Source organism: Kitasatospora sp. NPDC058190 (assembly GCF_042883685.1).
Classification (GTDB): domain Bacteria; phylum Actinomycetota; class Actinomycetes; order Streptomycetales; family Streptomycetaceae; genus Kitasatospora.
The window spans coordinates 1-25,846 of the sequence record NZ_JBHVVI010000125.1 but is presented as its reverse complement, the minus strand read 5'-3'; the positions used below and the strand labels follow the sequence as shown (position 1 = coordinate 25,846).

The 25,846-nt window shown below is 72.7% G+C and carries 22 protein-coding genes and 1 tRNA gene; 6 read left to right on the top strand and 17 right to left on the bottom strand.

Annotated elements, in window-relative coordinates; translation table 11 throughout:
• Window positions 1-38 precede the first annotated feature (38 nt).
• From ACFVWU_RS37230 to metH, 3 genes are all read right to left on the bottom strand, one after another.
• Window positions 39-1,655 (bottom strand): ABC transporter substrate-binding protein, encoded by a 1,617-nt coding sequence (locus tag ACFVWU_RS37230; protein ID WP_387629283.1) that lies wholly within the window; start codon window positions 1,653-1,655, stop codon window positions 39-41.
• A 260-nt stretch (window positions 1,656-1,915) separates the two neighbouring features.
• The gene (locus ACFVWU_RS37225; protein ID WP_387629280.1) at window positions 1,916-2,620 is read right to left on the bottom strand and encodes an HAD family hydrolase; all 705 of its coding nucleotides are present in this window, start codon (window positions 2,618-2,620) and stop codon (window positions 1,916-1,918) included.
• A 153-nt stretch (window positions 2,621-2,773) separates the two neighbouring features.
• Window positions 2,774-6,283, bottom strand: coding sequence for a methionine synthase (gene metH / locus ACFVWU_RS37220; RefSeq protein ID WP_387629278.1), 3,510 nt, complete (start codon window positions 6,281-6,283; stop codon window positions 2,774-2,776).
• Window positions 6,284-6,425: 142 nt separating this feature from the next.
• Between metH and ACFVWU_RS37215 the strand changes: the two genes are divergently transcribed.
• On the top strand, window positions 6,426-7,523 hold the full coding sequence (locus ACFVWU_RS37215) for a hypothetical protein (RefSeq protein WP_387629275.1): 1,098 nt from the start codon (window positions 6,426-6,428) through the stop codon (window positions 7,521-7,523).
• A 16-nt stretch (window positions 7,524-7,539) separates the two neighbouring features.
• On the opposite strand, the gene ACFVWU_RS37210 is transcribed toward ACFVWU_RS37215, so the two are convergent.
• Window positions 7,540-8,058 carry an SRPBCC domain-containing protein gene (locus ACFVWU_RS37210; protein WP_387629273.1) on the bottom strand — a complete coding sequence of 173 codons (519 nt, stop codon included), beginning with the start codon at window positions 8,056-8,058 and terminating at the stop codon, window positions 7,540-7,542.
• Between the two features lie 356 nt (window positions 8,059-8,414).
• Between ACFVWU_RS37210 and ACFVWU_RS37205 the strand changes: the two genes are divergently transcribed.
• Window positions 8,415-9,368, top strand: a complete 954-nt coding sequence (locus ACFVWU_RS37205) for a PAC2 family protein (protein ID WP_387629270.1) — start codon at window positions 8,415-8,417, stop codon at window positions 9,366-9,368.
• Window positions 9,369-9,437: 69 nt separating this feature from the next.
• Here the strand turns inward: ACFVWU_RS37205 and mshC are convergent, their stop codons facing one another.
• The 7 genes from mshC to ACFVWU_RS37170 form a co-directional block, all read right to left on the bottom strand.
• Window positions 9,438-10,667: a cysteine--1-D-myo-inosityl 2-amino-2-deoxy-alpha-D-glucopyranoside ligase gene (gene mshC / locus ACFVWU_RS37200; protein ID WP_387629267.1), complete on the bottom strand. Its 1,230-nt coding sequence runs from the start codon at window positions 10,665-10,667 to the stop codon at window positions 9,438-9,440.
• 199 nt (window positions 10,668-10,866) lie between these two features.
• Window positions 10,867-11,697, bottom strand: a complete 831-nt coding sequence (locus ACFVWU_RS37195) for a carbohydrate-binding protein (protein ID WP_387629265.1) — start codon at window positions 11,695-11,697, stop codon at window positions 10,867-10,869.
• 128 nt (window positions 11,698-11,825) lie between these two features.
• Window positions 11,826-12,755 carry an AraC family transcriptional regulator gene (locus tag ACFVWU_RS37190; protein ID WP_387629262.1) on the bottom strand — a complete coding sequence of 310 codons (930 nt, stop codon included), beginning with the start codon at window positions 12,753-12,755 and terminating at the stop codon, window positions 11,826-11,828.
• A gap of 79 nt (window positions 12,756-12,834) precedes the next feature.
• Window positions 12,835-13,707, bottom strand: coding sequence for an SCO1664 family protein (locus tag ACFVWU_RS37185; protein WP_387629260.1), 873 nt, complete (start codon window positions 13,705-13,707; stop codon window positions 12,835-12,837).
• Complete coding sequence (locus ACFVWU_RS37180; protein WP_387629257.1) at window positions 13,677-14,243, bottom strand: DUF3090 domain-containing protein; 567 nt, start codon at window positions 14,241-14,243, stop codon at window positions 13,677-13,679. The genes ACFVWU_RS37185 and ACFVWU_RS37180 overlap by 31 nt, the downstream gene beginning before the upstream one ends.
• 224 nt (window positions 14,244-14,467) lie before the next feature.
• Window positions 14,468-15,160 (bottom strand): histidine phosphatase family protein, encoded by a 693-nt coding sequence (locus ACFVWU_RS37175; protein WP_387629255.1) that lies wholly within the window; start codon window positions 15,158-15,160, stop codon window positions 14,468-14,470.
• 105 nt (window positions 15,161-15,265) lie between these two features.
• Window positions 15,266-16,312 carry an LLM class F420-dependent oxidoreductase gene (locus tag ACFVWU_RS37170; protein WP_387629252.1) on the bottom strand — a complete coding sequence of 349 codons (1,047 nt, stop codon included), beginning with the start codon at window positions 16,310-16,312 and terminating at the stop codon, window positions 15,266-15,268.
• A 376-nt stretch (window positions 16,313-16,688) separates the two neighbouring features.
• Here ACFVWU_RS37170 and ACFVWU_RS37165 point away from each other — a divergent pair, with 376 nt between their 5' ends.
• Window positions 16,689-17,669 carry an aldo/keto reductase gene (locus ACFVWU_RS37165; RefSeq protein ID WP_387629250.1) on the top strand — a complete coding sequence of 327 codons (981 nt, stop codon included), beginning with the start codon at window positions 16,689-16,691 and terminating at the stop codon, window positions 17,667-17,669.
• Between the two features lie 59 nt (window positions 17,670-17,728).
• Window positions 17,729-19,900, top strand: coding sequence for a helix-hairpin-helix domain-containing protein (locus ACFVWU_RS37160; RefSeq protein WP_387629247.1), 2,172 nt, complete (start codon window positions 17,729-17,731; stop codon window positions 19,898-19,900).
• Window positions 19,901-19,973: 73 nt separating this feature from the next.
• Here the strand turns inward: ACFVWU_RS37160 and ACFVWU_RS37155 are convergent, their stop codons facing one another.
• Window positions 19,974-20,573 (bottom strand): hypothetical protein, encoded by a 600-nt coding sequence (locus tag ACFVWU_RS37155; RefSeq protein ID WP_387629244.1) that lies wholly within the window; start codon window positions 20,571-20,573, stop codon window positions 19,974-19,976.
• Window positions 20,574-20,935: 362 nt separating this feature from the next.
• Between ACFVWU_RS37155 and ACFVWU_RS37150 the strand changes: the two genes are divergently transcribed.
• The gene (locus tag ACFVWU_RS37150; protein WP_033350848.1) at window positions 20,936-21,145 is read left to right on the top strand and encodes a DUF5703 family protein; all 210 of its coding nucleotides are present in this window, start codon (window positions 20,936-20,938) and stop codon (window positions 21,143-21,145) included.
• 133 nt (window positions 21,146-21,278) lie between these two features.
• Here the strand turns inward: ACFVWU_RS37150 and ACFVWU_RS37145 are convergent, their stop codons facing one another.
• The 3 genes from ACFVWU_RS37145 to ACFVWU_RS37135 form a co-directional block, all read right to left on the bottom strand.
• On the bottom strand, window positions 21,279-22,109 hold the full coding sequence (locus ACFVWU_RS37145) for a chaplin (protein ID WP_387629240.1): 831 nt from the start codon (window positions 22,107-22,109) through the stop codon (window positions 21,279-21,281).
• A gap of 311 nt (window positions 22,110-22,420) precedes the next feature.
• Complete coding sequence (locus ACFVWU_RS37140; RefSeq protein WP_387629238.1) at window positions 22,421-22,663, bottom strand: chaplin; 243 nt, start codon at window positions 22,661-22,663, stop codon at window positions 22,421-22,423.
• A gap of 251 nt (window positions 22,664-22,914) precedes the next feature.
• Window positions 22,915-24,246 carry a M20/M25/M40 family metallo-hydrolase gene (locus ACFVWU_RS37135; RefSeq protein WP_387629237.1) on the bottom strand — a complete coding sequence of 444 codons (1,332 nt, stop codon included), beginning with the start codon at window positions 24,244-24,246 and terminating at the stop codon, window positions 22,915-22,917.
• Window positions 24,247-24,537: 291 nt separating this feature from the next.
• On the opposite strand from ACFVWU_RS37135, the gene ACFVWU_RS37130 reads away from it, so the two are divergent.
• Window positions 24,538-24,625: transfer RNA gene (locus ACFVWU_RS37130), tRNA-Leu, on the top strand.
• A 298-nt stretch (window positions 24,626-24,923) separates the two neighbouring features.
• Here the strand turns inward: ACFVWU_RS37130 and ACFVWU_RS37125 are convergent.
• Both ACFVWU_RS37125 and ACFVWU_RS37120 read right to left on the bottom strand, forming a co-directional pair.
• On the bottom strand, window positions 24,924-25,610 hold the full coding sequence (locus ACFVWU_RS37125; RefSeq protein ID WP_387629287.1) for a TetR family transcriptional regulator: 687 nt from the start codon (window positions 25,608-25,610) through the stop codon (window positions 24,924-24,926).
• A gap of 144 nt (window positions 25,611-25,754) precedes the next feature.
• A partial coding sequence (locus tag ACFVWU_RS37120; RefSeq protein WP_144385854.1) for an acyl-CoA dehydrogenase family protein occupies window positions 25,755-25,846 on the bottom strand: 92 nt, incomplete at its 5' end.

The window sequence follows — 25,846 nt, the reverse complement described above, 5'->3', positions numbered from 1 at the left end:
GGGGGGGGGGGGGGGGGGGGCCCGCCGTGCGCGGGGCGCTACTTCTTGTTGCGGCCGATCTCCCAGAAGCGGAAGACGCCGGTGGTGTCGGTGGTCGACTCGACGCCGGTGACGTACGGCTTGGCCGCGAAGAAGGCCTTGGTCTGGAACATCGGGATCAGCGGCACGTTCTCCGCGACAATGCCCTGGACCTGGTTGTAGATCCCGTTCACGGCGCCGCGGTCGGCCTGCTTGAGACCTTCCGGCAGCAGCTTCTGAGTGACCCGCTCGTCCACCCACCCGGTGTGGTAGACGCTGTCCTCGGTGACCAGCGGCCCGATGTAGTTGTCAGGGTCCGGGTAGTCCGCGGTCCATCCGACCAGGTACGCCTGGTACTTGCCCTCGCTCCGGCCCTTCTGGTAGGCGGTCGAGTCGTTCTCCACCTGGGCGGTGACCTGGAACAGGCCGCCGGTCTCCAACTGGCGCTTCAGCGTGTCGATCTCGCTGGTGCCGGTGCGCGAGCGCCCCGAGGCGAGATTGAGCTTGACCGGCACGGGGACCTTGGCGGCTGCGAGGATCGCCTTGGCCTTGGCGACGTCGGGGTCGCCGTACTTGTCGGAGAAGACGGTGTTGTGGCCGGTGATGCCGGTCGGGACCATCGAGTACAGCGGCTGGACGGTGTGCGCGAAGACGTCGCGGGCGAGGGCCTTCCGGTCGACCAGCTGCGCCACGGCCTGACGGACGGCCAGGTTCCCGGTGGTGGCGTCCTTGGTGTTGAAGGCGATCGAGTTGGTGTCGGCACTCTCGCCCTGGACGACGGTCAGGTCGCCCTTGCCGTTCTGCTGGTCGTCGAGGATCCGGGCGGCGGTGTTCGGCTCCAGGCTGTTGTCGGTGAGGTCGACGCCGCCCTTGTCCAACTCGTCCTTCAGCGCGGTGGGGTTGTCGAAGTACCGCACGGTGAACTTGTCGTTCTGCAGCTTGGCGTCGCCGGCGTACTTGCCGTTGGGAGTCAGCACGACCTTGGCGAGGACCTTGGCGCTACCGCCCTCGGGAGTCATGGTCTCGACCGAGTCGAGCTTGTACGGGCCGGAGCCGACGACCTTGTCGTTGTCGAGCAGCTTGTCGGCCGGGTAGACCTCGTGGTCGACGATGGCGCCGGCCGGGGTGGCCAGCTTGGCCGGCAGGGTCGCGTCGGGTGCGGAGAGGTGGAAGACCACCTCGTTGTCGCCCTTCGCCTCGACCGACTTGATCGTGTCCAGCAGGCCGCTCGGACCGTTCGGGTCCTTGATCTTCTTGGTCCGCTGGATCGAGAACACGACGTCGGCGGCGGTGAGGGCGTGGCCGTTGGCGAACTTCTGATCGGGGCGGAGCACGCAGTGGTACTGGGTGGTGTCCCCGCTGACGAACTCGCAGGACTGGGCGGCGTCCGGGGTCGGGGAGCTGGCGGCGGGAGGGAAGGCGAGCAGCGACTGGAAGGTGTTGGAGAGCACCAGCCACGAGCCGGTGTCGTAGGCGCCGGCCGGGTCCAGGACGCTGGTGAGGCCGCGGGTGCCCATGGTGATCGACTTGCCGCTGTCCCCCTTCACGGCGTCGGTGACCGATCCGCAACCGGCCACCGTCACGGCGACCAGACCGGCGCAGCCGAGTGCTGCCAGGCGTTCAGCTGAAGTCTTCACGGGAGCGTCCTTCTGGGTGTCGCGAACCCGAGTAGCGTGCCATATCGAACACGCACGACCGATACCCGTGCAGATGACGTTTGGGACACGGTGGTTCGGGGCATCACGGCGCGCCCGACAAGTTGTCAGCCAATGCCCGTTTTCTCCCCGGGCACCCCCGGGTGACAGCCCCTCCAGGGCGCCTACCCGCGAGTAGCCCCGGAGCGCAATGAGATGACAATCACACTCAAGTGACGCTCAGTTGAGCCCGCCCGCGCCCGTCACACCCGCGAGGCGACCAGCGAGCGCAGCAGTTCGAGGTCGACCTGCTCCAGCGAGGGCAGCACCAGCCGCCCGGGGACCGCCTCGATCGGCGCCACCGAGGGCACCGCGATCACCGGGCAGCCAGCCGCCTCGCCCGCGCGCACTCCCGTCGGGGTGTCCTCGATCACCACGCAGCGGGCCGGCTCCGCGCCCAGCCGCCGGGCCGCCTCCAGGTACGGGTCCGGGAACGGCTTGGTGCGCGGCACCTCGTCCCCGCCGATGGTGAAGGCGAAGCGCTCGGCGCCCAGCGAGCGCAGCACGATGTCGATCACGTGCCGGTGCGAGGCGGACACCAGGGCGGCCGGGACGCCGTGCGCGGCGAGGGTGTTGAGCAGCCGCTCGGCCCCCGGCATGAGGGGCACGCCGCCGGCCAGCAGGTCGACGAAGCGCTGGTTGACCAGCACGCCCAGGTCGGTCGGGGCGATGTCCACTCCGGTCCGGGCGACCAGGTAGTCCATGACCCGGGTCATCGGGCCGCCGACCACGTGGGCCCGGTCCCGCTCGTCCAGCTGGTGGCCCAGCTCGGCGAAGAGCGTGACCTCGGCCTGCCACCAGAAGTCCTCGGTGTCCACCAGCGTGCCGTCCATGTCCAGCAGCACCGCCTGCAGGCCGCGGCCGTCCCCGTGGTCGAGCGCCAGGGCGGCGGTGGAGCTGGTGGTCATGGCGGGTCCTTCCGTCGGTACCCCGCGGAGCGTCCCTGGACGTCCTTCGGGGATGGCACGGGCCGACCCGCTGGTGAGCGGACCGGCCCGTTCAGGATCATCAAGGATACGCCCGGTTCGTCGGAAAAGAGCGAACGGAGAAGGACGTACGGATTACCGCGCGTTGAAGTACTTCGCCTCCGGGTGGTGGATCACGATCGCGTCGGTGGACTGCTCCGGGTGCAGCTGGAACTCCTCGGAGAGCACCACGCCGATCCGCTCGGGCTTCAGCAGCTCGGCGATCTTGGCGCGGTCCTCCAGCTCGGGGCAGGCCCCGTAGCCGAGCGAGAAGCGGGCGCCCCGGTACTTGAGCGCGAACATGTCCTTGACGTCCTGCGGGTCCTCGCCGGAGAAGCCCAGCTCGAAGCGGACCCGGGCGTGCCAGAACTCGGCCAGCGCCTCGGCCAGCTGCACCGAGAGGCCGTGCAGCTCCAGGTAGTCGCGGTAGGAGTTCCCGGCGAACAGCTCGTTGGCCGCCTCCGAGATCCGGTTGCCCATGGTGACCACCTGCAGGCCGACCACGTCCCGCACGCCGGACTCCTCCGGGCGGAAGAAGTCCGCCAGGCAGAGCCGGCGCCCGCGGCGCTGGCGCGGGAAGGTGAAGCGGGTGCGCTCGGTGCCGTCCTCGTGGAAGACGATCAGGTCGTCGCCCTTGGAGTTGGCCGGGTAGTAGCCGTAGACCACGGCCGCCTCCAGCCAGCCCTCGGTCTGCAGCCGGTCCAGCCAGGCCCGCAGCCGCGGCCGGCCCTCGGTCTCCACCAGCTCCTCGTACGACGGCCCCTCGCCGGAGCGGGCGGCCTTCAGGCCCCACTGGCCCTTGAACAGCGCGTCCTCGTCCAGCCAGGAGGCGTAGTCGGCGAACGGGATGCCCTTGACGATCCGGTCGCCCCAGAACGGCGGGGTGGGCACGGTGTTGTCGACGGCCACGTCCGAGCGGATCTGGCCGAGGTTGACCTCGGGCTCCGGCTCCTCCACCTCGACCCGGGCGTGCCGGCGCTGCTTGAGCTCCGGCAGGGTCGCGCCGGGCACGCCGCGCTTGACCGCGATCAGCGCGTCCATCAGCCGCAGGCCCTCGAAGGCGTCCCGGGCGTAGCGGACCTCGCCCTCGTAGATCTCGTGCAGGTCCTGCTCGACGTAGGCGCGGGTGAGGGCGGCGCCGCCGAGGATCACCGGGTAGGAGGAGGCCAGCTTGCGCTGGTTCAGCTCCTCCAGGTTCTCCTTCATGATCACGGTGGACTTCACCAGCAGGCCGGACATGCCGATCACGTCCGCGTTGTGCTCCTGCGCGGCGTCCAGGATCGCCGCGACCGGCTGCTTGATGCCCAGGTTGACCACGTTGTAGCCGTTGTTGGACAGGATGATGTCGACCAGGTTCTTGCCGATGTCGTGGACGTCGCCCTTGACGGTGGCCAGCACGATGGTGCCCTTGCCCTCGCTGTCGGACTTCTCCATGTGCGGCTCCAGGTGGGCCACCGCGGTCTTCATCACCTCGGCGGACTGGAGCACGAACGGCAGCTGCATCTGGCCGGAGCCGAAGAGCTCGCCGACCACCTTCATGCCGGCCAGCAGGGTGTCGTTGATGATCTCCAGCGCCGGGCGCCCGGTCAGCGCCTCGTCGAGGTCGGCCTCCAGGCCGTTCCGCTCGCCGTCGATGATCCGGCGCTGCAGCCGGTCCTCCAGCGGGAGCGCGGCCAGCTCCTCGGCCTTGGAGGCCTTGACCGAGGCGGTGGAGACGTTCTCGAACAGCTCCAGCAGGCGCTGCAGCGGGTCGTAGCCGTCCCGGCGGCGGTCGTAGACCAGGTCGAGGGCGGCCTCGCGCTGGTCCTCCGGGATCCGGGAGATCGGCAGGATCTTGGAGGCGTGGACGATCGCCGAGTCCAGGCCGGCCTCCACGCACTCGTGCAGGAAGACCGAGTTGAGCACCACGCGGGCGGCCGGGTTGAGGCCGAAGGAGATGTTGGACAGGCCGAGGGTGGTCTGCACGTTCGGGTGGCGGCGCTTGAGCTCGCGGATCGCCTCGATGGTCTCGATGCCGTCCCGGCGGGACTCCTCCTGACCGGTGGCCAGGGTGAAGGTGAGGCAGTCGACCAGGATCGAGCCCTCGTCGATGCCGTAGTCGGCGGTGAGCTCGGCGATCAGCCGCTCGGCGATCTCCACCTTCTTGTCGGCGGTACGGGCCTGGCCCTGCTCGTCGATGGTCAGCGCGATCAGGCCGGCGCCGTGCTCGCGGGCCAGCGAGGCGATCCTGCCGAAGCGCGAGTCGGGGGCGTTGCCGTCCTCGTAGTTGACCGAGTTGAGCACCGCGCGGCCGCCGAGCGCCTCCAGGCCGGCCCGCAGCACGGGCGGCTCGGTGGAGTCCAGCACGATCGGCAGGGTGGAGGCGGTGGCCAGCCGACCGGCGATCTCCTTCATGTCGGCGACGCCGTCGCGGCCGACGTAGTCCACGCACAGGTCCAGCAGGTGGGAGCCGTCCCGGATCTGGTCGCGGGCGATCTCCACGCAGGCCTGCCAGTCGCCGGCCAGCATCGACTCGCGGAACTTCTTCGAGCCGTTGGCGTTGGTGCGCTCGCCGATCGCCAGGTAGGAGGTGTCCTGGCGGAACGGCACCGCCTGGTAGAGCGAGGCGGCCGAGGGCTCCGGCTGCGGCCGGCGCGGGGCGATCGGCCGGCCCTGGACCCGCTCGACCACCTGGCGCAGGTGCTCGGGGGTGGTGCCGCAGCAGCCGCCGACCAGCGAGAGGCCGTACTCGCGGGTGAACACGTCGTGCGCCTCGGCCAGTTCGGCCGGGGAGAGCGGGTAGTGGGCGCCGTCCTTGCCGAGCACCGGCAGGCCCGCGTTCGGCATGCAGGACAGGCCGATCCTGGCGTTCTTGGCCAGGTAGCGCAGGTGCTCGCTCATCTCGGCCGGGCCGGTGGCGCAGTTCAGGCCGATGTAGTCGACGCCGAGCGGCTCCAGCGCGGTGAGCGCGGCGCCGATCTCGGAGCCGAGCAGCATGGTGCCGGTGGTCTCGACGGTCACCTGGACCAGCACCGGCAGGTCGAGCCCGGCCTCGGCCAGGGCGCGCTTGGAGCCGAGGATCGCGGCCTTGGTCTGCAGCAGGTCCTGGCTGGTCTCCACCAGCAGGGCGTCGGCGCCGCCGGCGATCAGGCCGGCCGCGTTCTGCTGGAAGCCGTCACGCAGCGTCTCGTACGCGGCGTGGCCGAGGGTCGGCAGCTTGGTGCCGGGACCGATCGAGCCGAGCACCCAGCGGGTGCGGCCGTCGGCGGCGTGGGCGTCGGCCACCTCGCGGGCGATCCGGGCACCGGCCTCGGACAGCTCGAAGATGCGGTCGGCGATCTCGTACTCGCCCAGCGCGGCGAAGTTGGCGCCGAAGGTGTTGGTCTCGACGCAGTCCACGCCCACCCCGAAGTAGGCCTCGTGGACGGAGCGGACGATGTCGGGGCGGGTGATGTTCAGGACCTCGTTGCAGCCTTCGAGGTTCTGGAAGTCCTCCAGCGTCGGGTCCTGTGCCTGGAGCATGGTGCCCATCGCACCGTCGGCGACCACCACCCGGGTGGCGAGTGCTTCACGCAGCGCGTTCGCGCGGCTCTGCTGAGTGATGGACGGTTCGGCTGCAGTGGCCATGGGGCTTCTCCCTGGTGCGACGGCTGTCGGCTTTGCGAGCCCGCTTGGTCGGGCCCGCACGTCGCCAGGGTATCCGGCCGTCGGCCGGAGCTGCGGGCCCATTCCGTATCCTGAGCGCTCGGCTCGAGGGGGGATCAAGCGCGTGACCAGGTTCCGGACCACGACGACACGCATCGGCCGGGCCCTGGCGGCCCCGCCGCGGGCACTGCGCGACCGGTGGAGGGGCTGGTCGCGGTGGCGCCGGGCCCTGCTCGCGCTGGGGCTGGCGGTGGCGGTGCCGGTCGCCGCCCTGGGCTCGGTGTTCGTCGCGATCCGACTGCACTACACGGGTGAACCGTCCGCCGAGGCCCGCACCCGCGGTCGGGACGCCGTCTGGCTCGGCCACGCCTGGGTGGACGGCCGCAAGACCGAGGCGGACGTCGAGGCGCTGGCCCGGCAGCTGGCCGGCACCGGCGTGCGCGACCTGTACGTGCACACCGGCCCGCTGGAGCACGACGGCTCACTGCCGGCCTCCGTCCACCCCAAGGCCCGCTGGTTCACCGAGACCGCCCACCGGGTGCTGCCCGGCGTCCGGCTGCAGGGCTGGCTGGGCGACGAGGTCAAGCCGGAGAAGGACGCCCTGGACCTGGACGACGCGCCGACCCGGGACCGGATCACCGCCTCGGCGGGCCAGGTGCTGGACCAGGGCTTCGACGGCGTGCACTTCGACATGGAGCCGATCCGCCCCGGCACGGCCGGCTGGCTGGCCCTGCTCGACCAGGTCCACCCGGTGACGGCGGCGCGCGGCGCCAAGCTCTCGGTGGCGGCCCCGCAGATCGACCCGCTCCCCGGCCTGCACACCGCCGGGATCCTGCTCACCGACCACGGCAAGTGGTGGGACCAGGCGTACTTCCGGGAGACCGCCCGCCGGGTCGACCAGATCGCGGTCATGACCTACGACACCTCGATGCCGACCGAGCCGCTGTTCGGCGGCTACGTCGCGCTGCAGACCGAGCTGGCACTGGAGGCCACCCCGTCCGACGTCGACCTGCTGATGGGCCTGCCGTTCTTCTGGGACGACAAGTGGGGCCACTGGGGCGACGCGGAGACCGTCCCGGCGGCGGTCCGGGGCGTCCGGCTGGGCCTGGGCCGCCAGGACCCGAAGCGGGCCGCCTTCGGCGTCGCGCTGTACGTGGACTTCGCCTCGACGCCGGAGAACTGGGCGGCGTACCGCAGCGGCTGGGTGGACGTCTCCCCCTGATCCCTGTTGAGCGGCCCTACGCCGCCATCCGGTGCGCCAGGGCGCCCAGGTAGCGGTGGACGGTGGCGTCCTCACCGGTCAGGTAGTGGGTGACGGCGCGGTGGGCGGGCTTGCGGACCTCGCCGCGCTCGGTGACGGTCAGCGAGCAGCCCGGCCCGGCCGGGGTCAGCACGTACGTCCAGGTGCCGCCGTAGGGCAGGTCCGGGTCGGCGATGCCGGTCACCAGGCGGTGCGGGGCCTCGCTGTCCACCACCTCGTAGGTGGTGTGCCCGCGCCGGTCGTACTCGCGCCAGCGCAGGCGGCCGCCGGCCCCGGCGGGCAGCCGCTCGACGTGGGTGAGGCCCGGGCGCCAGGCCGGGTAGAGGTCGATGTCGGTCAGCACGTCCCAGACCGCGCCGGGCGCCTGGGCCAGCTCCAGGCCGCCCTCGGTGACGTGCTCGGCCGGCAGCCGGCGCCCGGCCCGGTCCGCCGCCAGCAGCGCGGCCCCGGCCAGCGCCGCCGCCGTACCCGCGCCGATCCACAGCCATCGGTTCATCGGTCCGGCCCCTTCCGCCCGGCCCCTCCTCTCCTCATCATCGCGCCGCCGCGCCCGGCGGGCACTCCGTCGCACCGCGTCGCAGGTCGGGCACCGTCCGTCCGGATCTCACGAGCTGACGGCCCGTCAGTCCGCGCCGTCCGGATATCCGCTGGATCGCGGCCGCCCGCTACCCCAGACTGTCCCGGTGCCCGGCCGCCATGCGCATCAAAGCCCGTAGGCTGGGCAGGTAGGACCATGGAGCGAGGCGTTCCATGGGAGACGAGAGGTTCGACAGGCGGCAGCCGGCCCGTCGGCGCCCCGGCAGGCCAGCCGGGGCGGTGCCGGCCCGACCGCCGACCGGAGGGAGACGCTGGGTGATCGAGCTGGAAGATGTTCCCGAACTGATCGACCCGGTGATGGTCTGCGCCTTCGAGGGGTGGAACGACGCGGGCGACGCCGCCTCCGCGGCCCTGGCGCATCTGGACGAGACCTGGGGCGGCAAGGTGTTCGCCGCCCTGGACGCGGAGGACTACTACGACTTCCAGGTCAACCGGCCCACGATCTGGCTGGACGGCGGCATCCGCCGGATCACCTGGCCGACCACCCGGCTGTCGGTGATCCGGGTGACCGAGCCGACCACCCGGGACGTGGTGCTGGTCCGCGGCATCGAGCCGAGCATGCGCTGGCGCTCGTTCTGCAACGAGCTGCTCGGCTTCGCGCACGAGCTGGGCGTCGAGCTGGTGGTGATCCTGGGCGCGCTGCTCGGAGACACCCCGCACAGCCGCCCGGTCCCGGTCAGCGGAGTCACCTCCGACCCGGAGCTGGCCCGCCGGCTGGACCTGGAGGAGAGCCGGTACGAGGGCCCGACCGGGATCGTCGGGGTGCTCCAGGAGGCCTGCACGCACGCCGGGGTGCCGGCCGTGACGCTCTGGGCGGCGGTGCCGCACTACGTCGCGCAGCCGCCCAACCCCAAGGCCACCCTGGCTCTGATCAACAAGCTGGAGGACCTGCTGGACCTGCGCATCCCGCCGGGCGAGCTCGGCGAGGACGCCCGGGCCTGGCAGCTGGGCGTGGACCAGCTGGCCTCGGAGGACAGCGAGGTCGCGGAGTACGTCCAGCAGCTGGAGGAGGCGCAGGACACCGCCGAGCTGCCGGAGGCCTCCGGGGACGCCATCGCGCGCGAGTTCGAGCGCTACCTGCGCCGCCGGGAGAACGTCGGGCCGACCGGCGAGAAGCCGGTGTCCGGGCACGCCACGGCCGAGCGGCCGAGTGAACCGGAGGCGCCGGGCCCGACCCGGGAGAGCCCGGACGGGGCCGAGGAGGACTAGCCCTCCTCGGGTGGGCGGGAACGCCGAAGGGGCGTCAGGACACCTGGTCCTGACGCCCCTTCGTCATCGTCAGAGCGCGACGCCCAGCAGGGCGTCCACGGTGCGGGTCACCAGGCCGGGCGCGCCGGTGTCGGTGCCGCCCTCGCTCTCCTGCTGCGCGGCCCAGCGGTCCACCGCGGCCAGCGCGGCGGGCGCGTCCAGGTCGTTCGCGAGCGCGGTACGGACCTCGGCGAGCAGCTGCTCGGCCGACGGGCCGTCCGGGCGGGAGACCGCGGCGCGCCAGCGGGCGAGGCGCTCCACGGCCTCGTCCAGGGTGTCCTTGGTCCACTCCCAGTCCGCGCGGTAGTGGTGCGAGAGCAGCGCCAGGCGGATCGCCGCCGGGTCGACGCCCTCACGGCGCAGGGCGGAGACGAAGACCAGGTTGCCGCGGGACTTGGACATCTTCTTGCCGTCCAGGGCGACCATGCCGGCGTGCACGTACGCCTTGGCGTACGGGTGGGAGCCGGTGGCGACCTGGGCGTGCGAGGCACCCATCTCGTGGTGCGGGAAGGACAGGTCGCTGCCGCCGCCCTGGATGTCGAAGGTCATGCCCAGGTACTTCAGCGCGATCGCCACGCACTCGATGTGCCAGCCGGGGCGGCCGTGGCCGAGCTCGGTGTCCCAGGCGGGCTCGCCCGGGCGGGCGGCCAGCCAGAGCAGGGCGTCCAGCGGGTCGCGCTTGCCGGGGCGGTCCGGGTCGCCGCCGCGCTCGGCGAACACCGGGCGCATGGCCTCGCGGGTGAGGCCGGAGACCTCGCCGAAGTGGGGGTCGGAGTCGACCGAGTAGTAGATGTCCTCGTCGACCTTGTAGGCGGCACCGGAGGCCAGCAGCTTCTGGACGATCGGGACGATCCACGGGATCGACTCGACGGCGCCGACGTAGTGCGCCGGGGGGAGCAGCCGCAGGGCGGTCATGTCCTCGCGGAACAGGGCCGTCTCGCGCTCGGCCAGGGCCACCCAGTCCTGGCCGGTCTCGACCGCGCGCTGGAGCAGCGGGTCGTCGACGTCGGTCACGTTCTGGATGTACAGGACGTCGTGGCCGGCGTCCTTCCAGACGCGCTGCACCAGGTCGAACGCGTTGTAGGTGGCGGCGTGGCCCATGTGGGTCGCGTCGTAGGGAGTGATGCCGCAGACGTAGATCCGGGCGGTGCCGTCCTGCGGCACGACCTCGCGGACCGTGCCCGCTGCGGTGTCGTGGATACGAAGGGGGAGCCCCTGACCAGGCAGGGCGGGAACCTCGGAGGCGGGCCAGGCATGCATGGGATCGACTTTAACCTTGAGAACATTTGAAAGCCTAACCAGTAACAAAGATCGACTGGATTCGCTTCCTGTCGTTGCCTGAGCGCTTCCCGACTGATACAGCGCGTTTCGGGGACCGGCTCGGCTTCGGGCACGGTGAGCGCCCGGTCGGCCCTGCCGCCGACCGGGCGCCCGGCTCCCCGGGGGACGGTCGGAGCCGCTACGACCGCTGCCAGAGGGCCGGCACGTTCGGCGGCTCCCAGCCCACCATGGCGGTGTGCGCCTGGAGGCAGGCGTAGGAGGCGCCGGAGTAGGTGACGCGGTCGCCCGCGCGGTACGGCGTGCCCGGGGTCCAGCTGCCGCCCGGCGGCGTGGTGGGCCCGCCCGTCGGAGTGGCGGTCGGGGTTGGGGTGGGCGTGCCCGGGGTCTGCGGCACGTCCAGCACGAAGTCGTAACGTGCTTCCTCGCCGGGCCCGTTCTGCCGGACGGTCATCAGCAGCCGGGCGTCGTAGATGGTGTCGGTGCTGTTGCGCGGCTCGCCCGGGAAGTAGAGCTGGGTGGTCAGGATCGGACGGCCGGGGGCCTGGAGCTTGACGTGCAGGTGCCGGGTGCGGCCCGGGTAGAGGCCGGGGACGATGGTGTCCAGCCGGTACGCGCCGTCGGCGTCGGTGAACTGGTGGCCGCGGAAGGTGTAGCCGACGTTGTCGTAGGTGCCGCTGTCGTCGGCCTGCCAGAAGTCCAGCAGCACACCGGAGACCGGCCGGCAGGCGCGGCCGAAGACGTAGCCGCCGACGGTCAGCCGGGTACCCGGTCCGTCGTCGACCATCGAGCTGCGCAGCGGCGAGTCGGGCTTGAAGTACGGTCCCTCGATCTGCTCGACGGTGGGGTCGTCGCCGTCGTGGCACTCGGGGGTCGGACCCGGGGTGCGACCGGTACCGACCTGCTCGCGGGCCAGCGCGACCCCGCCGCCGATCAGCAGCGGCGCGGCCCCGAGCACGGCGGCGGCCTTCAGGACGGTCTTGCGGCTGATCATGCCGTCGGACGGGGGCATGCGCCGTCTCCTTCCCGTGGATTCTTCGGGGGGTGGGGGCGGCCCTTGCCATGGTGGGGGCATGACAAGGACCGGACCGGCCGTCCGTCCACGCGCGCCGGATGGGCCGCCGGTGGCCACCAGTGACGTTACGGACCGTCCGGCGCGACCGCGATGGACATGATCCGGGGATCGTGGTGATTTCCGTCGACCCGGGACCGGAACTCCCCCGGCGTCATCCCGGTCTCCCGGCGGAAGAAGCGGCAGAAGTACGCCGGATCCGCGAAGCCCGCCTCTCTGGCGACCTGACGGATGGTCAGATCCGTGCAGGCCAACAGTCGTTTGGCCTCCAGGGTCTGCTGGCGGCGGATCAGCCCGCCCGGGGTCCGGCCGGTGGCCCGCTTGACCAGGGTCTGCAAGTGCCCCGGGGAGACGCCGAGTTCCTGGGCGGTGGAGGCCACCGAGTGCCGCACCCCGCCCGGCCGGGCGATCAACCGGGTGAAGGCGGCGGCCAGTTCGGCCGGCCGACCGGGCACCGCTGGCCGGTCGTCGGGGACGCAGGCGCGCAGCGCCCGGACGATCAGGATGTGCAGACTGGCCCGCAGCACGCCCTGGTAGCCGGGCGCCCTGGTCAGGTACTCCTGCTCCATGTCGGCGAGCAACGCGTCGATCGCCCCGGCCTGTTCGCCGAGCCCGAGGGCGGGGCGGGTGGCCAGGGCGCGCAGCGCGGCCAGGTCCTGCGGGTGGCCGAGCAGGAAGTCCTCGTCGAACAGGACGACCCGGCCGGTGAGTTCCTCGGCGTCCGCCCAGTGGTGCACCTGGCCGGGTGTGATCACGCACAACTGGGGTGGCGCCAGCGGCCGGTGGACCAGGTCCAGGACGTGGGCGCCGCAGCCGCCGGTGACCTGGACGATCTCGTAGAAGGAGTGCCGGTGGGGGAAGTTGGCACGGGAGAGCGGGCCGATCGCGTCGAAACCGCCGATGGCGAAGGGGAGCAGCTGGGGCAGCGGTACCTGCAGTCGGTGCAACGGCAGGTCCGGCGTGGTTCGGGGGGTGGGGGTGATCCGTCGCACGTCCATCGGAGCAGTGTGCGACCTGTTCCGGCAGCAGGTCCAGACCACCGGCCCAGGACAGCCGTCGCGCCGGCGAGTAGCAGTCCTAGACCGGCGGCCAGGGGATCGCGGGCCAGTCCCGGGAGGGCAGCGGGTGCGTGCCGGAGCTGCGCAGCCCGGCCACCCGGGCGCGGGTGGCGTCCAGCTCGGCGGCGGTCAGGTGCGGCGCGAGGCGCTCGGCCAGCTCGCCGTCCAGCTGCTCGGCCAGCCGGGCCAGCACCTCCAGCGCCTCCGCGGTCAGCGGGTCGCCCGCCCAGCCCCAGAGCAGGGTTCGGAGCTTGCCCTCGGTGCTGAAGGTGACGCCGTGGTCGATGCCGTACACCCGGCCGTCCGCGGCGGGGATCAGGTGGCCGCCCTTGCGGTCGGCGTTGTTGAGCACCGCGTCCAGCACGGCCATCCGGCGCAGCCGCCGGTCGTCGTGGTGCACCAGCAGCGCCAGCCGGCCGTCCTCGACCTCGGCCCGGACGATCGGCAGCCAGCCCTCCTCCGGGCCGTCCGGGTCCTGCAGCGCCAGCAGCGGTTCGGCCTGCGGGTCCGGCTCGACCCACAGCTGCACCATGCCGGGCCCGTGCGGCCCCTCGCGCAGCACGGTGGGCGGGATCAGCGCCCAGCCGGTCGCGGCGGACAGCTCGTACGCGGCGACCTCGCGGCCGGCCAGCGTGCCGTCCGGGAAGTCCCAGAGCGGGCGCTCGCCGGCCACCGGCTTGTAGACGGCCTGCGCGCTCAGCGAGCCGTGCTCGACCGTGCAGTACAGCGCGGCGTTGGAGGCCTCGGTGAGGCGGCCGTGCACGGCCAGTTCGCCTTGGCGCAGCAGCGCCAGGGCGGTGGGCACGTCGGCGGCGAGGGCGGCGGCGGCCGCCGGGTCGGCCTGCGGCGGGGTCTCGGTGTTCAGCGTCGGTAGCCGTTCGCGCGCGGGCACAGGTGGCCCTCCGGGTCCAGCGGCAGGTTGCAGAACGGGCAGGGCTTGCGGCCGGCCGCGACCAGGTCCAGGGCGCGCTTGGCGAAGACCCGGGCCATCGCGCCGGTCAGGCGCACCCGCAGCATGTCCGGGCCGTTCTCGTCGTCCCGGAAGACCGCATCCTCGCCCTCCTCCTCGTCCTCCTCGACCAGCGCCTGCGCCTCGACCACCAGACAGGCGTCCACGCTGTCCCAGGCCAGGGCCATGGTGCCGACCCGGAACTCCTGCTCCAGCGGCAGGTCCAGCGGGGCGGTGTCGAGCAGGTCCTTGGGTGCGGTGGCCGGGATCGAGGCGTCGCCGCCACTGCGCCGCAGCGCCTCGTCGAGGACCTCCTCGATCCGCTCGGCGAGCGCGGCGACCTGGGTCTTCTCCAGCAGGACGCTGGTGATCCGGCCCCGGGCGCTGGCCTGCAGGTAGAACGCCCGGGCGCCGGGCTGGCCGACGGTGCCGGCCACGAACCGTTCGGGCTGGTCGTAGAAGAAGACCTGACGGGGCACGCTCTCGCTCCGGATCGTGTCGGTCGGTGCGGATCCGCCGTGGGGGATCGCGGGGTTGTCGGACTGGGCAGGTGGTCAGACGGGTCGGTCACTCATCAGTCACCCTACGACCTCCGGGCTCCGGCCGGGGAGCCGAGCGGGGGGCCGGGGCGGGGTGACACCCGCGGGTTGGGGCGGTGCCGTCGCTGGTGGGGCGCCGTTCGGGCGTCCGGGCGGGCCGCTGCTCAGGCCGTGCCGCCGACCACCGCGTCGCCGGCCGGGGCGGCCGGTGCGGCGTGGGGCTTCGGGGCCAGCGTGGAGAGGTCACCGGTGTCGCCCATCCTCAGGACGAAGGGGCGCTGCGGGGTGTACCGGATCGCGGTGACCGAGCAGGGCTCGACGCTGATCCGCTGGAAGTGGTCCAGGTGCAGGCCGAGCGCATCGGCCACCACCGCCTTGATCACGTCCCCGTGCGAGCAGGCGATCCAGACCGCGTCCTCGCCGTGCTCGGCGGCGATCTTCGCGTTCCACTCGCGGACCGCGCTGACCGTGCGGTGGCTCAGCTCGCGCAGCGACTCGCCGCCGGGGAAGGCCGCGGCGGCGGCGTGGTCCTGCACGGTGCGCCAGAGCGGCTCCTTGGCCAGCTCGGCCAGCGGACGGCCGGTCCACTCGCCGTAGTGACACTCCCCCAGCCGGTCGTCCTCGGCCGGCGGGGCCAGTTCGGGCCGGGCGGCCAGCAGCGGCTCCAGGGTCTGCCGACAGCGCTCCAGCGGGCTGCTGACGGCCTGCGCCAGCGGGATCCCGGCCAGCCGCCCGGCGAGCGCGGCGGCCTGCGCGCGCCCGGTGTCGTCCAGGTCCACGCCGGGCGTCCAACCGGCCAGGATTCCGGCGGTGTTCGCGGTCGAGCGGCCGTGGCGGACGAGCAACAGGGTGGGCATGGGGCTTAGCCTACGGCCTCCGGATGCCGCCGTGGGGACCGTTCGCACACCCCGGGAAGTCGATGCGGCACGGCCGGCCGCAGTGCCGCACGACCCCGTCGCCCGTTACGCCAGGCCGGCCCGCTCCAGCGCCTCGACGCCGGTGCGCAGCGCCCGGACCCGCTCGTCCAGGGTGAAGCCGGACGGCGCCAGGGTGAGCGTGGTGACGCCCGCGTCGGCGTAGGCCTGCATCCGGTCGGCGATCCGGGCGGTGTCACCGACCAGCGAGGTGGCGTCGATCAGGTCGTGCGGGACGGCGGCCGCGGCGCCCGCGTAGTCCTTGGCCAGGTACTTCTCCTGGATCTCGTCGGCCTCCTGCTCGTAGCCCATCCGCCGGGCGAGCTGGTTGTAGAAGTTCTTCTCCTTGCTGCCCATGCCGCCGATGTAGAGCGCGGCGTAGGAGCGCTGGGAGTCGACGCCGGCCTTGATGTCCTCGCCGACCGCGATGGTGACGGTCGGGCAGAGGTCGAAGTCGTCCAGGGACTTGCCGGCCTTGGCGCGCCCGGCCTTCAGCGGGTCCAGGGAGAGCGCGGCGTGCTCGGGGGCGAAGAAGATGCCGAGCCAGCCGTCGGCGATCTCACCGGTCTGCTCCAGGTTCTTCGGGCCGATCGCGGCGATGTACAGCGGGATGTGCTCGCGAACCGGGTGCACGGTGAGCTTGATCGGCTTGCCCGGGCCGCCCGGCAGCGGCAGGGTCCAGTTCGCGCCCTCGTGCACCAGGCGCTCGCGGGACATCGCCTTGCGGATGATCTCCACGTACTCGCGGGTGCGGGCGAGCGGCTTGTCGAACTTCACGCCGTACCAGCCCTCCGAGACCTGCGGGCCGGAGACGCCGAGGCCGAGGCGGAAGCGGCCGCCGGAGAGGGTGTCCAGGGTCGCGGCGGTCATCGCGGTCATGGCCGGGGTGCGGGCCGGGATCTGGAAGATGGCCGAGCCGACGTCGATCCGCTCGGTCTTCGCGGCGACGAAGCTCAGCACCGTCGCGGCGTCCGAGCCGTACGCCTCCGCGGCCCAGCAGACCGAGTAACCGAGCCGGTCCGCCTCCTGGGCCACCGCGATGTTGTCGGCGTCCATGCCGAGTCCCCAGTAGCCGAGGTTGATGCCGAGTCGCATGTGCCGAACCTTCCAGTCGGTTGGCTTGGTGGCCAGTCGGGTGAGATCGAGGCGAGCGTAACCGCGCGCTCGCGGGACATGCTACTGACGGGTAGTGGTGGCCTGGGTCACACGGCGACCGCCCGAGCCGAAGGGCCCGCCGGTGCCGAAAGGGAGAAGCGAGGGAGCGACGAAGGAGCGACGGAGCGCCGACCGTCGGCACCGGGTCAGGAGGGCCCGGAGGCGAGCGGGCGAGTCACTGATCGTTCTGCGGGTCTACCCCCCTGCCCGCACACCGGCCGCTACGCTCAGCCGACGTGGGGAGTGCTCTCCCCACCTGCGCGTTTACAGGGCTGCCGGGGCTCCCGGGGCCACCGGCCAGTGGAGGGCCCGTCCGATGGAAATGCGTCACCTCGGCCGTACCGGCCTACAGGTCTCCCGCCTCGGCCTCGGCACGATGACCTGGGGCCGCGACACCGACGAGCACGAGGCCGCCGAGCAGCTCAAGGAGTTCGTCGACGCGGGCGGCAACCTCGTCGACACCGCCGACGTGTACGCGGACGGCGGGGCCGAGTACCTGATCTCCCGCCTCACCGACAGCCTGGTCCCCCGCTCCGAACTCGTCATCGCCACCAAGGCGGGCAGCGTCCCCGAGTCCACCCGCCGCTTCGACGGCTCCCGCGGCCACCTGCTCGCCGCCCTGGACGCCTCGCTGCGCCGGCTCGGCACCGACTACGTCGACCTGTGGCAGGTGCACGCCTTCGATCCGGTGACCCCGGTCGAGGAGACCCTCAGCGCCCTCGACATCGCCGTCTCCACCGGCCGCGCCCGGTACGTCGGGGTCTGCGACTTCAGCGGCTGGCAGCTCGCCAAGGCCGCCACCTGGCAGCGCGCCCACCACGGGCGGGTGCCGCTGGCCGGGGCGCAGCTGGAGTACTCGCTGCTGCAGCGCGGCCTCGAACGGGAGGCACTGCCCGCCGCGCTGGACGCCGGGGTCGGGGTCCTGGCCGGCTCGCCGCTCGGACGCGGGGTGCTCACCGGCAAGTACCGGCACGGCGTCCCGCAGGACTCGCGCGGCGCCTCGGCGTTCCTGTCCGGGTTCGTCCAGCCGTACCTCGGGGAGCGCTCGCGGCGGATCGTGGACGCCGTCGCCACCGCCGCCGACGGGCTCGCCAGCAGCCCGCTCGCGGTCGCGCTGGCCTGGGTCCGGGACCGCCCCGGGGTGGCGAGCGCGCTGGTCGGGGTGCGGACGGTGGCACAGCTGCAGACGGCACTGTCAGTGGAGGCGCTTACGCTTCCGGGTGAGATCCGCGGCGCGCTGGACGACATCTCGTCCCCGGTGCACCGCTACCCGGACCAGGGGTGGACCGAGCTGTGACCACCGGACCGGGTTGTCGAGCAGAACGTGCAGTGGAGTGACCTTTGGAGCGGACGACGATGAGTGACACGGGGAACGGCGCTCCGGAGGAGACCTCGGCCTCGCCGACCGACAAGGCGGCGGCGATCGCAGAACTGGCGGAGCGGATCCGCAGCATCGGGCCGCAGGCTTCGGGGGCGGGGGCTTCCCCGGCTTCCGGGGCCTCTGAGGCTTCCTCGGCTTCGAGGCCCGCGCCGGCTTCGGCGGCCTCGGAAGTCTCGGAGGCCCCGGGGGCCACCGGCGGGGGCGCCCCGGCCGCTCCGGCCGCGGTGGAGCCCGACGGACCGCGCGGCGACGCGCTCCAGGAGACCGCCCGGGTGCTGACCTCCGGTGGCGCCCCGGCCGAGCTGGCGGCCGCCGCCGTGGCCGAGTTCGGCGACGGCGCCGCCGAGCGGCTGCGCACGGACCCGTGGGCGGTGCTGGGCCTGCCCGGCGTCCGCCCCGAGCACGCGGACGGCTTCGCCCGCGAGCTGCTCGGCCCGAAGGCCGAGCCGGGCGACCCTCGCCGCGCCCAGGCGCTGGTCCTGTGGCTGCTGGAGCAGGCGGCGCTGCGCGGGCACTCGGCGCTGGAGCTGGCCGAGGTGACGGCCGGGCTCGGCCGGCTCCGGATGCCGGACCCGGCCGCCGCGATCCAGGCCGCCGTCGCGGACGGACGGGTGCTGCCCTTCCAGGAGGAGCTGAGCGGACCCGAGGCGCACGCGGCGGGCGGCGAGGACGACGAGGCGCCGACCCGGACGCTGCTCGCGCTGGAGCGGCTGGCGATGGCGGAGGACAGCCTCGCCGAGGGGCTGCTGCAGCTGATGGCCACCTTCGTGCCGGGCGAGGACGTCGAGACGGAGGACGCCCAGGCCGAGGACGCCCAGGCCGAGGAGGTTCAGGCCCAGGAGGTTCAGGCCTCGGACGCCGAAGCCGAGGAGGCCGGAGCCCAGGAGGGCGAGGTGGAGGCCGCCGCCGACTCGGCTCCGGCGGACACCGAGGCTCCCGCCGAGTCCGCCCCGGCCGCCCCCGGCCCCACCGCCTGGGCGGCGGCCGCCGAGGCCGCGCCGTCCTCCTCGGCCACCGCCCTGATCGAGGCCGTCGCCGACAACGCGCTGGTACTGCACACCGGCGGCGAGGCCGCCCGCGCCGAGCCCGCCGCGCTGCTCGCCGCCGCCCGGGGGCTCGGGCTGCGGGCCTGGGCCGCCACCTGGACCGACCAGGGCCGGGAGTCCTTCGCCGCGCTCGCCGGTGCGGACATCGCGGTGACCACCCTCGCCGAGCTGCTGTCCGGTGCGGCCGGCCCCGGCCGCTCCCCCGACGGCTCGCTCGCCCTGGACCTCCTGGTGGTCCTGGACGCGCCGCTGCTGGACGTCGAACTGGCCGCCACCCTGCTGGAGTCGCTCGCCGACGGCACCCGGCTGGTGCTCAGCGGCGACCCGGGCCAGCTCTGGTCGGCCGGCCCCGGCCGGTTCTTCGCCGACCTGCTGGCCGCCAAGGTCTGCCCGGCGGTCGCCTCCCGCACCCCGGACTTCGGCCCGATCGGCGAGCTGGTCTCCGGTGTCGGCATCGGCGAGCTGCAGCCGGTCGAGGCGCCGGACAAGGAGGTGGTCATCCTCACCGCCAAGGACGGCGGTGAGGCCGTCCACCGCGCCGTCCAACTGCTCACCGACTCCATCCCGCGCGCGCTCGGCATCCCCGCCGAGCAGGTCGTGCTGCTCACCCCCGGCCACGGCGGCCCGGCCGGTACACGTGCGCTGAACGCCGCCGCCAAGGCCCGGCTGAACCCCGGCCCCGGCCGCTTCGGCGGTTTCGACCCGGGTGACCGGGTGGTGGAGTCTCCCGCGCCCGGGATCACCCGCCCGGCCCGGGTCCTGGACGGCGACGCCACCGGACTGCACCTGGAGTACCCGGACGGCTCGCGCCGGACCGTCCCGCCCGCGCAGGCCGGCAGGCTGCGGCACGGCTGGGCGCTGACGGTCCACCAGGCGCTCGGCCGCCGCTGGCCCGGGGCCGTGGTGGTGCTCCCGGAGGACGCCGGACCGGCGCTCACCCGGCAGTGGGTCTACACCGCCTTCGGGCGCGGCGAGCGGCACCTGTCGGTCGTGCACGCGGCGGGCCCGGCGCTCGCCCAGGCCGTCGCCGAGCGCCCGGCGCAGCCGCGCACCACCCGGCTGCGGGCGATCCTGGCGGAGAACGCGGCGTCCGCGTACTGATCAACCGACGTGCGAAGGGCGGGCCCGGTGCTCCCGGACCCGCCCTTCAGATCTTCACGTGTACGGGATCGCGTCAGTCCTCGACGTCCTCGTCGTCGTAGACCTCGCTCACGTCGAACCGGCAGATCAGCATTTGCGGGTCGGCGTGCTCGAAGGGCTCCGGCAGCCACTCCCCCGGCTCGGTCGGTTCGGCCGCCGCGACCCACAGCGTCGAGTCCGCCTCCTCCAGGCCGAACTCCTCGCTGCGGGCGGCGATCTCGTCCGGCTCGTACTCGCCGAACAGTACGCCGAGCGCGGCGTTCACCCCGCCCGCCCCGCCCGGGGTCAGCGTCTCGTCGAGCCGCTCGGCCTGGGCGCGCAGCCGCTTGGGGTCGACCACGTGGTAGTCGCGGCGGATCAGCACGCTGATCGCCTCGGGCTGTTCCGGGCCGTGGTAGCCGCCCGGGCCCTCGTCCCCGGGGATCTCGAAGGGGGTGACCTCGTCGTAGACCTCGTACAGGAGTTGGTCGTAGGCGATGGCCGCCGTCGCAAGCTGCTCGTAAGCGGCGGACACGGCGGGATCATCAGCTGCGTTGGGGCTTGACACCGCTTCCAGATGACGGTCGATGGCGGCCTTGACCGCCTCAGCGGCGGCGCGTACCTCGGCAATGGTGGGCTGCGCGGCATCAGACATGGTGCAGACGCTATCTCCCCTCGGTGTCGCTACGCACAGCGGTTGTCACCTACACCCGCGATTTCACCGCAACTTCCCCCCTGATGTCCGATCCGGTCCGTTCTGTCCCCCGCCGGACCGGCGCGGGCCGGGCGCAGAGGGCGTGCGGCCGGCCCGACGGGGCCGTTCGGGTGCGGCTTCGCGCGCCGGTATCGGGGTATCCACTCCACAGGAGCAACAGGACTGATGCACTGTCAGCCGAGCGTCCGGGCCGCGGGCCGTCGAACCGCCGCTTCCGCACGGGAGGTCGGCCGGAAATACCCGGGCCGAGTGTCCGGGGCAGGCCGTAGGCTTGCGTGCAGATGATCCCCAGGAGGAGCGTTTTGACCCCACCGAAGCCGGTCCGGCAGCCGGAGTACGAGTACCAGTCGCTGCGCATGCCGCGCGGCACCACGCGCAACGCGGCGCGCCAACTGCTCACCGAGCACGCCGAGTACGGGCACTGGGAGCTCGACCGGCTGAGGCTGTTCCCCGACGGCAGCCGGACGGTCCGGTTGAAGCGGCGGATCATCCGGCAGGTCCGGAGCTGGTGACGGGCGGGGTCTCCCGCCCTGCGGGGCCTGCGGAGGATTCACGCCGAACGTTCACGCGCCTGCGGCCGCCCGTTCATCGGGCGGCCGCAGGCGCTTCGTTCCGTCTACCGCTGCAGCCCAGCGGTCGGGGTGCTCAGCGGGCGCCGGCGCGGGCGCGGCGGTAGAGCACGCCGCCGCCGAGCAGCAGCGCGAGCCCCGCGGCGCCGAGCGCCTCGACGCCGCCGGCGCCGGTGGAGGCCAGCTGGCTGCCCGGGACGGCGCTCTGCGCGACGGGGGCGGCCGGGGCGCTGGTCCGGGCCGCGGCCGGGACGGCCTGGGTACCGGTGTTGTTGCTCACCGGGGTGCTGCCGGCGGTCGGGCCGCCGCCCCGCCCGCCACCGGTCGACGGCGGGGTGGAGGGGGTGGAAGGGGTGGAGGGGGTAGCGCTCTCGGGGGGGCAGTCGTCGGCCGGCTTCGGGGCGGGCTGCGCCACGTTGCCGCAGGAGTTGCCGAAGGCCGGGTTGGCGACGCCGACCACGTTCACCGAGTTGCCGCAGGCGTTGACCGGGACGTGCACCGGGGCCTGGACGCTGTTGCCGGAGATCACCCCGGGCGAGTTGGCCGCGACACCACTGGCGGAGGCGCCCGAGGCGGAGGGGCCCCGGCCGGCGCCGGTGCTGGAGCTGTCGCCACCGCCGGGCTGACCGGTCTGGGCTGACTGCGGTGCCGCGTGGCGGCCGGTGCTGACGTTGGCGCAGTGGTTGCCGAACGACGGGTTCAGCGCGCCGATCACGTCGACGGTGTTGCCGCAGGCGTTGATCGGCACCTCGACCGGCACCTGCACCGAGTTCCCCGAGGCGACGCCCGGCGAGCCTGCCGCACCTCCCTGCGCCTCGGCGCCCGCGTAGGCGTAGCCGGCCGTCGAGGCCAGCACGCTGCCGGTGGCCACGGCGGTGAGGATCCCCTTCTTGGCTACATTCCTCATGTTTTCCCCTGACGTATCGAGACGGCGTGGCGACCTTGACGTGCACCTTATGAAAGTCGGAATTTCCACATATCCGGAAATCACGCAAGGTCTTCAACTGCACAGGAGTTAACGAGAGACCAACGGCAAAGTTGGGCCAACCAAACCGGCTTCACCCGAACGAGCGATCACTGCTCCAATCCATTGCCAAGCCGCCCGGCAGGGCGCGCGTCGGGCACCCGCCGGACACCCGAAGGCCCCCGGGCGGCGCGTCCGCCGCCCGGGGGCCGGAGTGAGTCGGCTCAACGGGCCTCAGCGACCCGGAGGTTGACTCAGAAGTTGGCGCAGTGGTTGCCGAACGCCGGGTTCAGCACACCGATCACGCTGACGGTGTTGCCGCACAGGTTCACCGGGACGTGGACCGGAATCTGGACCTGGTTGCCCGCGACGACGCCCGGGGAGCCCGCGGCCACACCCTCGGCACCGGCACCGCCGTGAGCGGACGCCATACCGGCGGCGGCGAGCACCAGGCCACCGGTGGCGGCGGCGACAGCGGCGATCTTCTTGACCTTCATCATTCCTCCTGTATGAACAACGCAACCCGTTCGGCGGGCTCCACAGGAATGAACGACGCTGCGGCAAACGGGGTACGGAACGGATTTGCCATTCACTCGCAACGGTGAGGCTTCGCACAAACACGCGGTGCGGAATTGCATGGGAGAATCGTTTCTGTTGATCTCCCTCAACCCATCCCACAATCATGCGCTCGGACAATGCGGTCGGCCCGCCCCCGGCACTCCGGGAGCGGGCCGACCCAGTCGCCTGATCAGCAGGCGTCGATGAAGCGGTCCAGCACCCGGACGCCGAACTTCAGCCCGTCCACCGGCACCCGCTCGTCCACGCCGTGGAACATCCCGGCGAAGTCCAGCTCCGGCGGCAGCTGCAGCGGCGCGAAGCCGAAGCAGCGGATGCCGAGGTCCTGGAAGGACTTGGCGTCCGTACCGCCCGACAGGCAGTACGGCACCGCGCGGGCGATCGGGTCCTCCGCGCGCAGGGCGGTCTGCATCGCCTCGACCAGCGCGCCGTCGAAGCTGGTCTCGATCGCCCGGTCCGCGTGCAGGCTCTCCCGCTTCACGCGCGGACCGAGCACGCTGTCCAGCTCGGCCAGGAACTCCTCCTCGTAGCCGGGCAGGAAGCGCCCGTCCACGTGCGCGGTGGCCTGACCGGGGATCACGTTCACCTTGTAGCCGGCACCGAGCATGGTCGGCTGGGCGGTGTTGCGCAGCGTGGTGCCGATCATCTTGGCGATGCCGCCGAGGACGCGCAGCGTCTCGTCCATGTTCTCCGGGTCCAGCTCGACCCCGAGGGCGTCGGACAGCTCGTTCAGGAAGGCCCGGACGGTCTTGGTGATCCGCAGCGGGAACTTGTGCCGGCCGAGCCGGGCGACCGCCTCGCACAGCTCGGTGATCGCGTTGTCGTCGTTCTCCATCGAGCCGTGCCCGGCCCGGCCCTCGACCGTCAGGCGCATCCAGTGCATGCCCTTCTCGGCCGTCTCCACCAGGTACAGCCGCACCTGGTCGTTGACCGTGAAGGAGAAGCCGCCGACCTCGCCGATGCCCTCGGTCACGCCCTCGAACAGCTCCGGGTGCTTGTCCACCAGGAAGCGCGCACCGTAGGTGCCGCCCGCCTCCTCGTCGGCGAGGAAGGCCAGCACGATGTCGCGCGGGGGCTTGCGACCGGTACGCAGCCGGTCGCGGACGACCGCGAGGGTCATCGCGTCCATGTCCTTCATGTCGACCGCGCCGCGGCCCCAGACGCAGCCGTCCGCGATCTCGCCGCCGAAGGGGTCGTACGTCCAGTCCGCGGCGTTGGCCGGCACCACGTCGGTGTGGCCGTGGATCAGCAGGCCTGGACGGGACCGGTCCTCGCCCTCGATCCGGACAACGGTCGAGGCCCGCCCCTTGGCCGACTCGAAGATCTGCGGCTCGATCCCGAACTCGGCGAGCTGCTCGGCCACGTACTCGGCCGCCTTGCGCTCGCCCGGCCCGGACCCGTCCCCGTAGTTGCTGGTGTCGATCCGGATCAGATCGCGACAGATCTCGGCGACCTCCGACTCAGCCGTCACCTTCGGCGCCGCCGACTCGCTCCGCTCGCTCACGGTCACTCCTCGTCTTGGGCCCGCACCGACGCACCAGCGCGCCACCCCCAGGACCTGCACCCGGGCCGTACGAGCACGTCCGCCCATCCTCTCCCAGCCCTCGATCCCGATCCACCCCCCGCAGGGCCCCGAAACCCCCTGGTCACGCCACCGCCACACACCGCCCCTGGCCCCCGCCACCAGCCCCGCTCCCCCGCCCGGAGCCGTTTTGGGAGCTCAAGCCGATCTTTGCTACAGTTACATCTGTCAGCGCGACGGACGAGAGATCGGAAGCCGCGAGGACGACACCCGGTCCGGGTGGCGGAATGGCAGACGCGCTAGCTTGAGGTGCTAGTGCCCTTTATCGGGCGTGGGGGTTCAAGTCCCCCCTCGGACACCAGTCGAAGGGCCCCTGTTCATCAGGGGCCCTTCGCTTTGCGTCAGGAGCGGGCCCTCGCCGGGGAGGCGGGGGCCCGCTTCATCTGTATCGGTGGACTCGCGGAGCACGGGCTCGCTGTCGAGGCGGCGGGCCGATCGGCCCGCCGCGGTTCGGACGGCTCCGCCCCGCACCCCCTCGCAACCGGTGCCACGCCCGGCCCGGCCGCACGGTCCGTCAGAATCGCCACGGCGGCCGACAGAGAGGTGAGTGGACCCCGGGCGCTGGTGTCGGTCGGCGAGGGGCGAGCCCTGCGGCCGGTTCAGACCCGGTGGGTGTCGCCCAGGGCGCTCTCGATGCCCTGGACCATCCGCCACAGCGGGGCGCGGCGGCTGGCGACCAGGACCACCACGTCGTCGGCCGCGTCCTCGCCGTCCGGGGCGGAGTCGGCCGGGCGGTCGCTCCAGGTGGTGGTGACGAAGGCCATCGCCGCGTCCACCTCGGCCACCCAGTCGCTCTCGCCGCCCGAGCGCAGCCAGGTGCGCAGGGCGTGGTTGTGTGCGGAGACCACGGCGGCGGCGATCACGTCGGCGCGCAGCGGGCCGTCCGGGCGGTCGGCGAAGCGGCCGCGCAGGTAGGCGGCGAGGGTGTGCTCGTAGCGCCAGACCACCGAGAGCTCGTACGCCCGCAGGCCGGGCACCTTGCGGGTGAGGCGGTAGCGCTGGACGGAGAAGGAGGGCTGCTCGGCGTACATCCGCAGGACCAGCCGGGCGGCGGCGCAGGCGTGCTTGACCGGGTCCTCCTCGCCGGTGCCGGAGTCGAGGAACTCCGTCATCTCGGCGAGGCTGCGCTCGTGGTCGGGGAAGACCACGTCCTCCTTGGCCGGGAAATAGCGGAAGAAGGAGCGCCGGCCGACGCCCGCGAGCGAGACGATGTCGTCGATCGTCGTCTGCTCGAAGCCGCGGTCCAGGAAGAGCTCGAAGGCCGCGGCCACCAGCGCCTCGCGCATCGCCGGCTTCGAGGGCCCGTCATTCATCGGCAGGTCCTGCTCTTCCTTCTCGCTCATTCTCCGGAACTTAGCATCGGCGCGACGTGTCGGCCCCGACGGCCGGGCGGCTGACCCGTCCGGCCGTCGGGGCACGTCAGAGCGCCGTTACGGGAGGTTGCGGGCCATCACGATGCGCTGGACCTGGTTGGTGCCCTCGTAGATCTGGGTGATCTTCGCGTCACGCATCATCCGCTCCA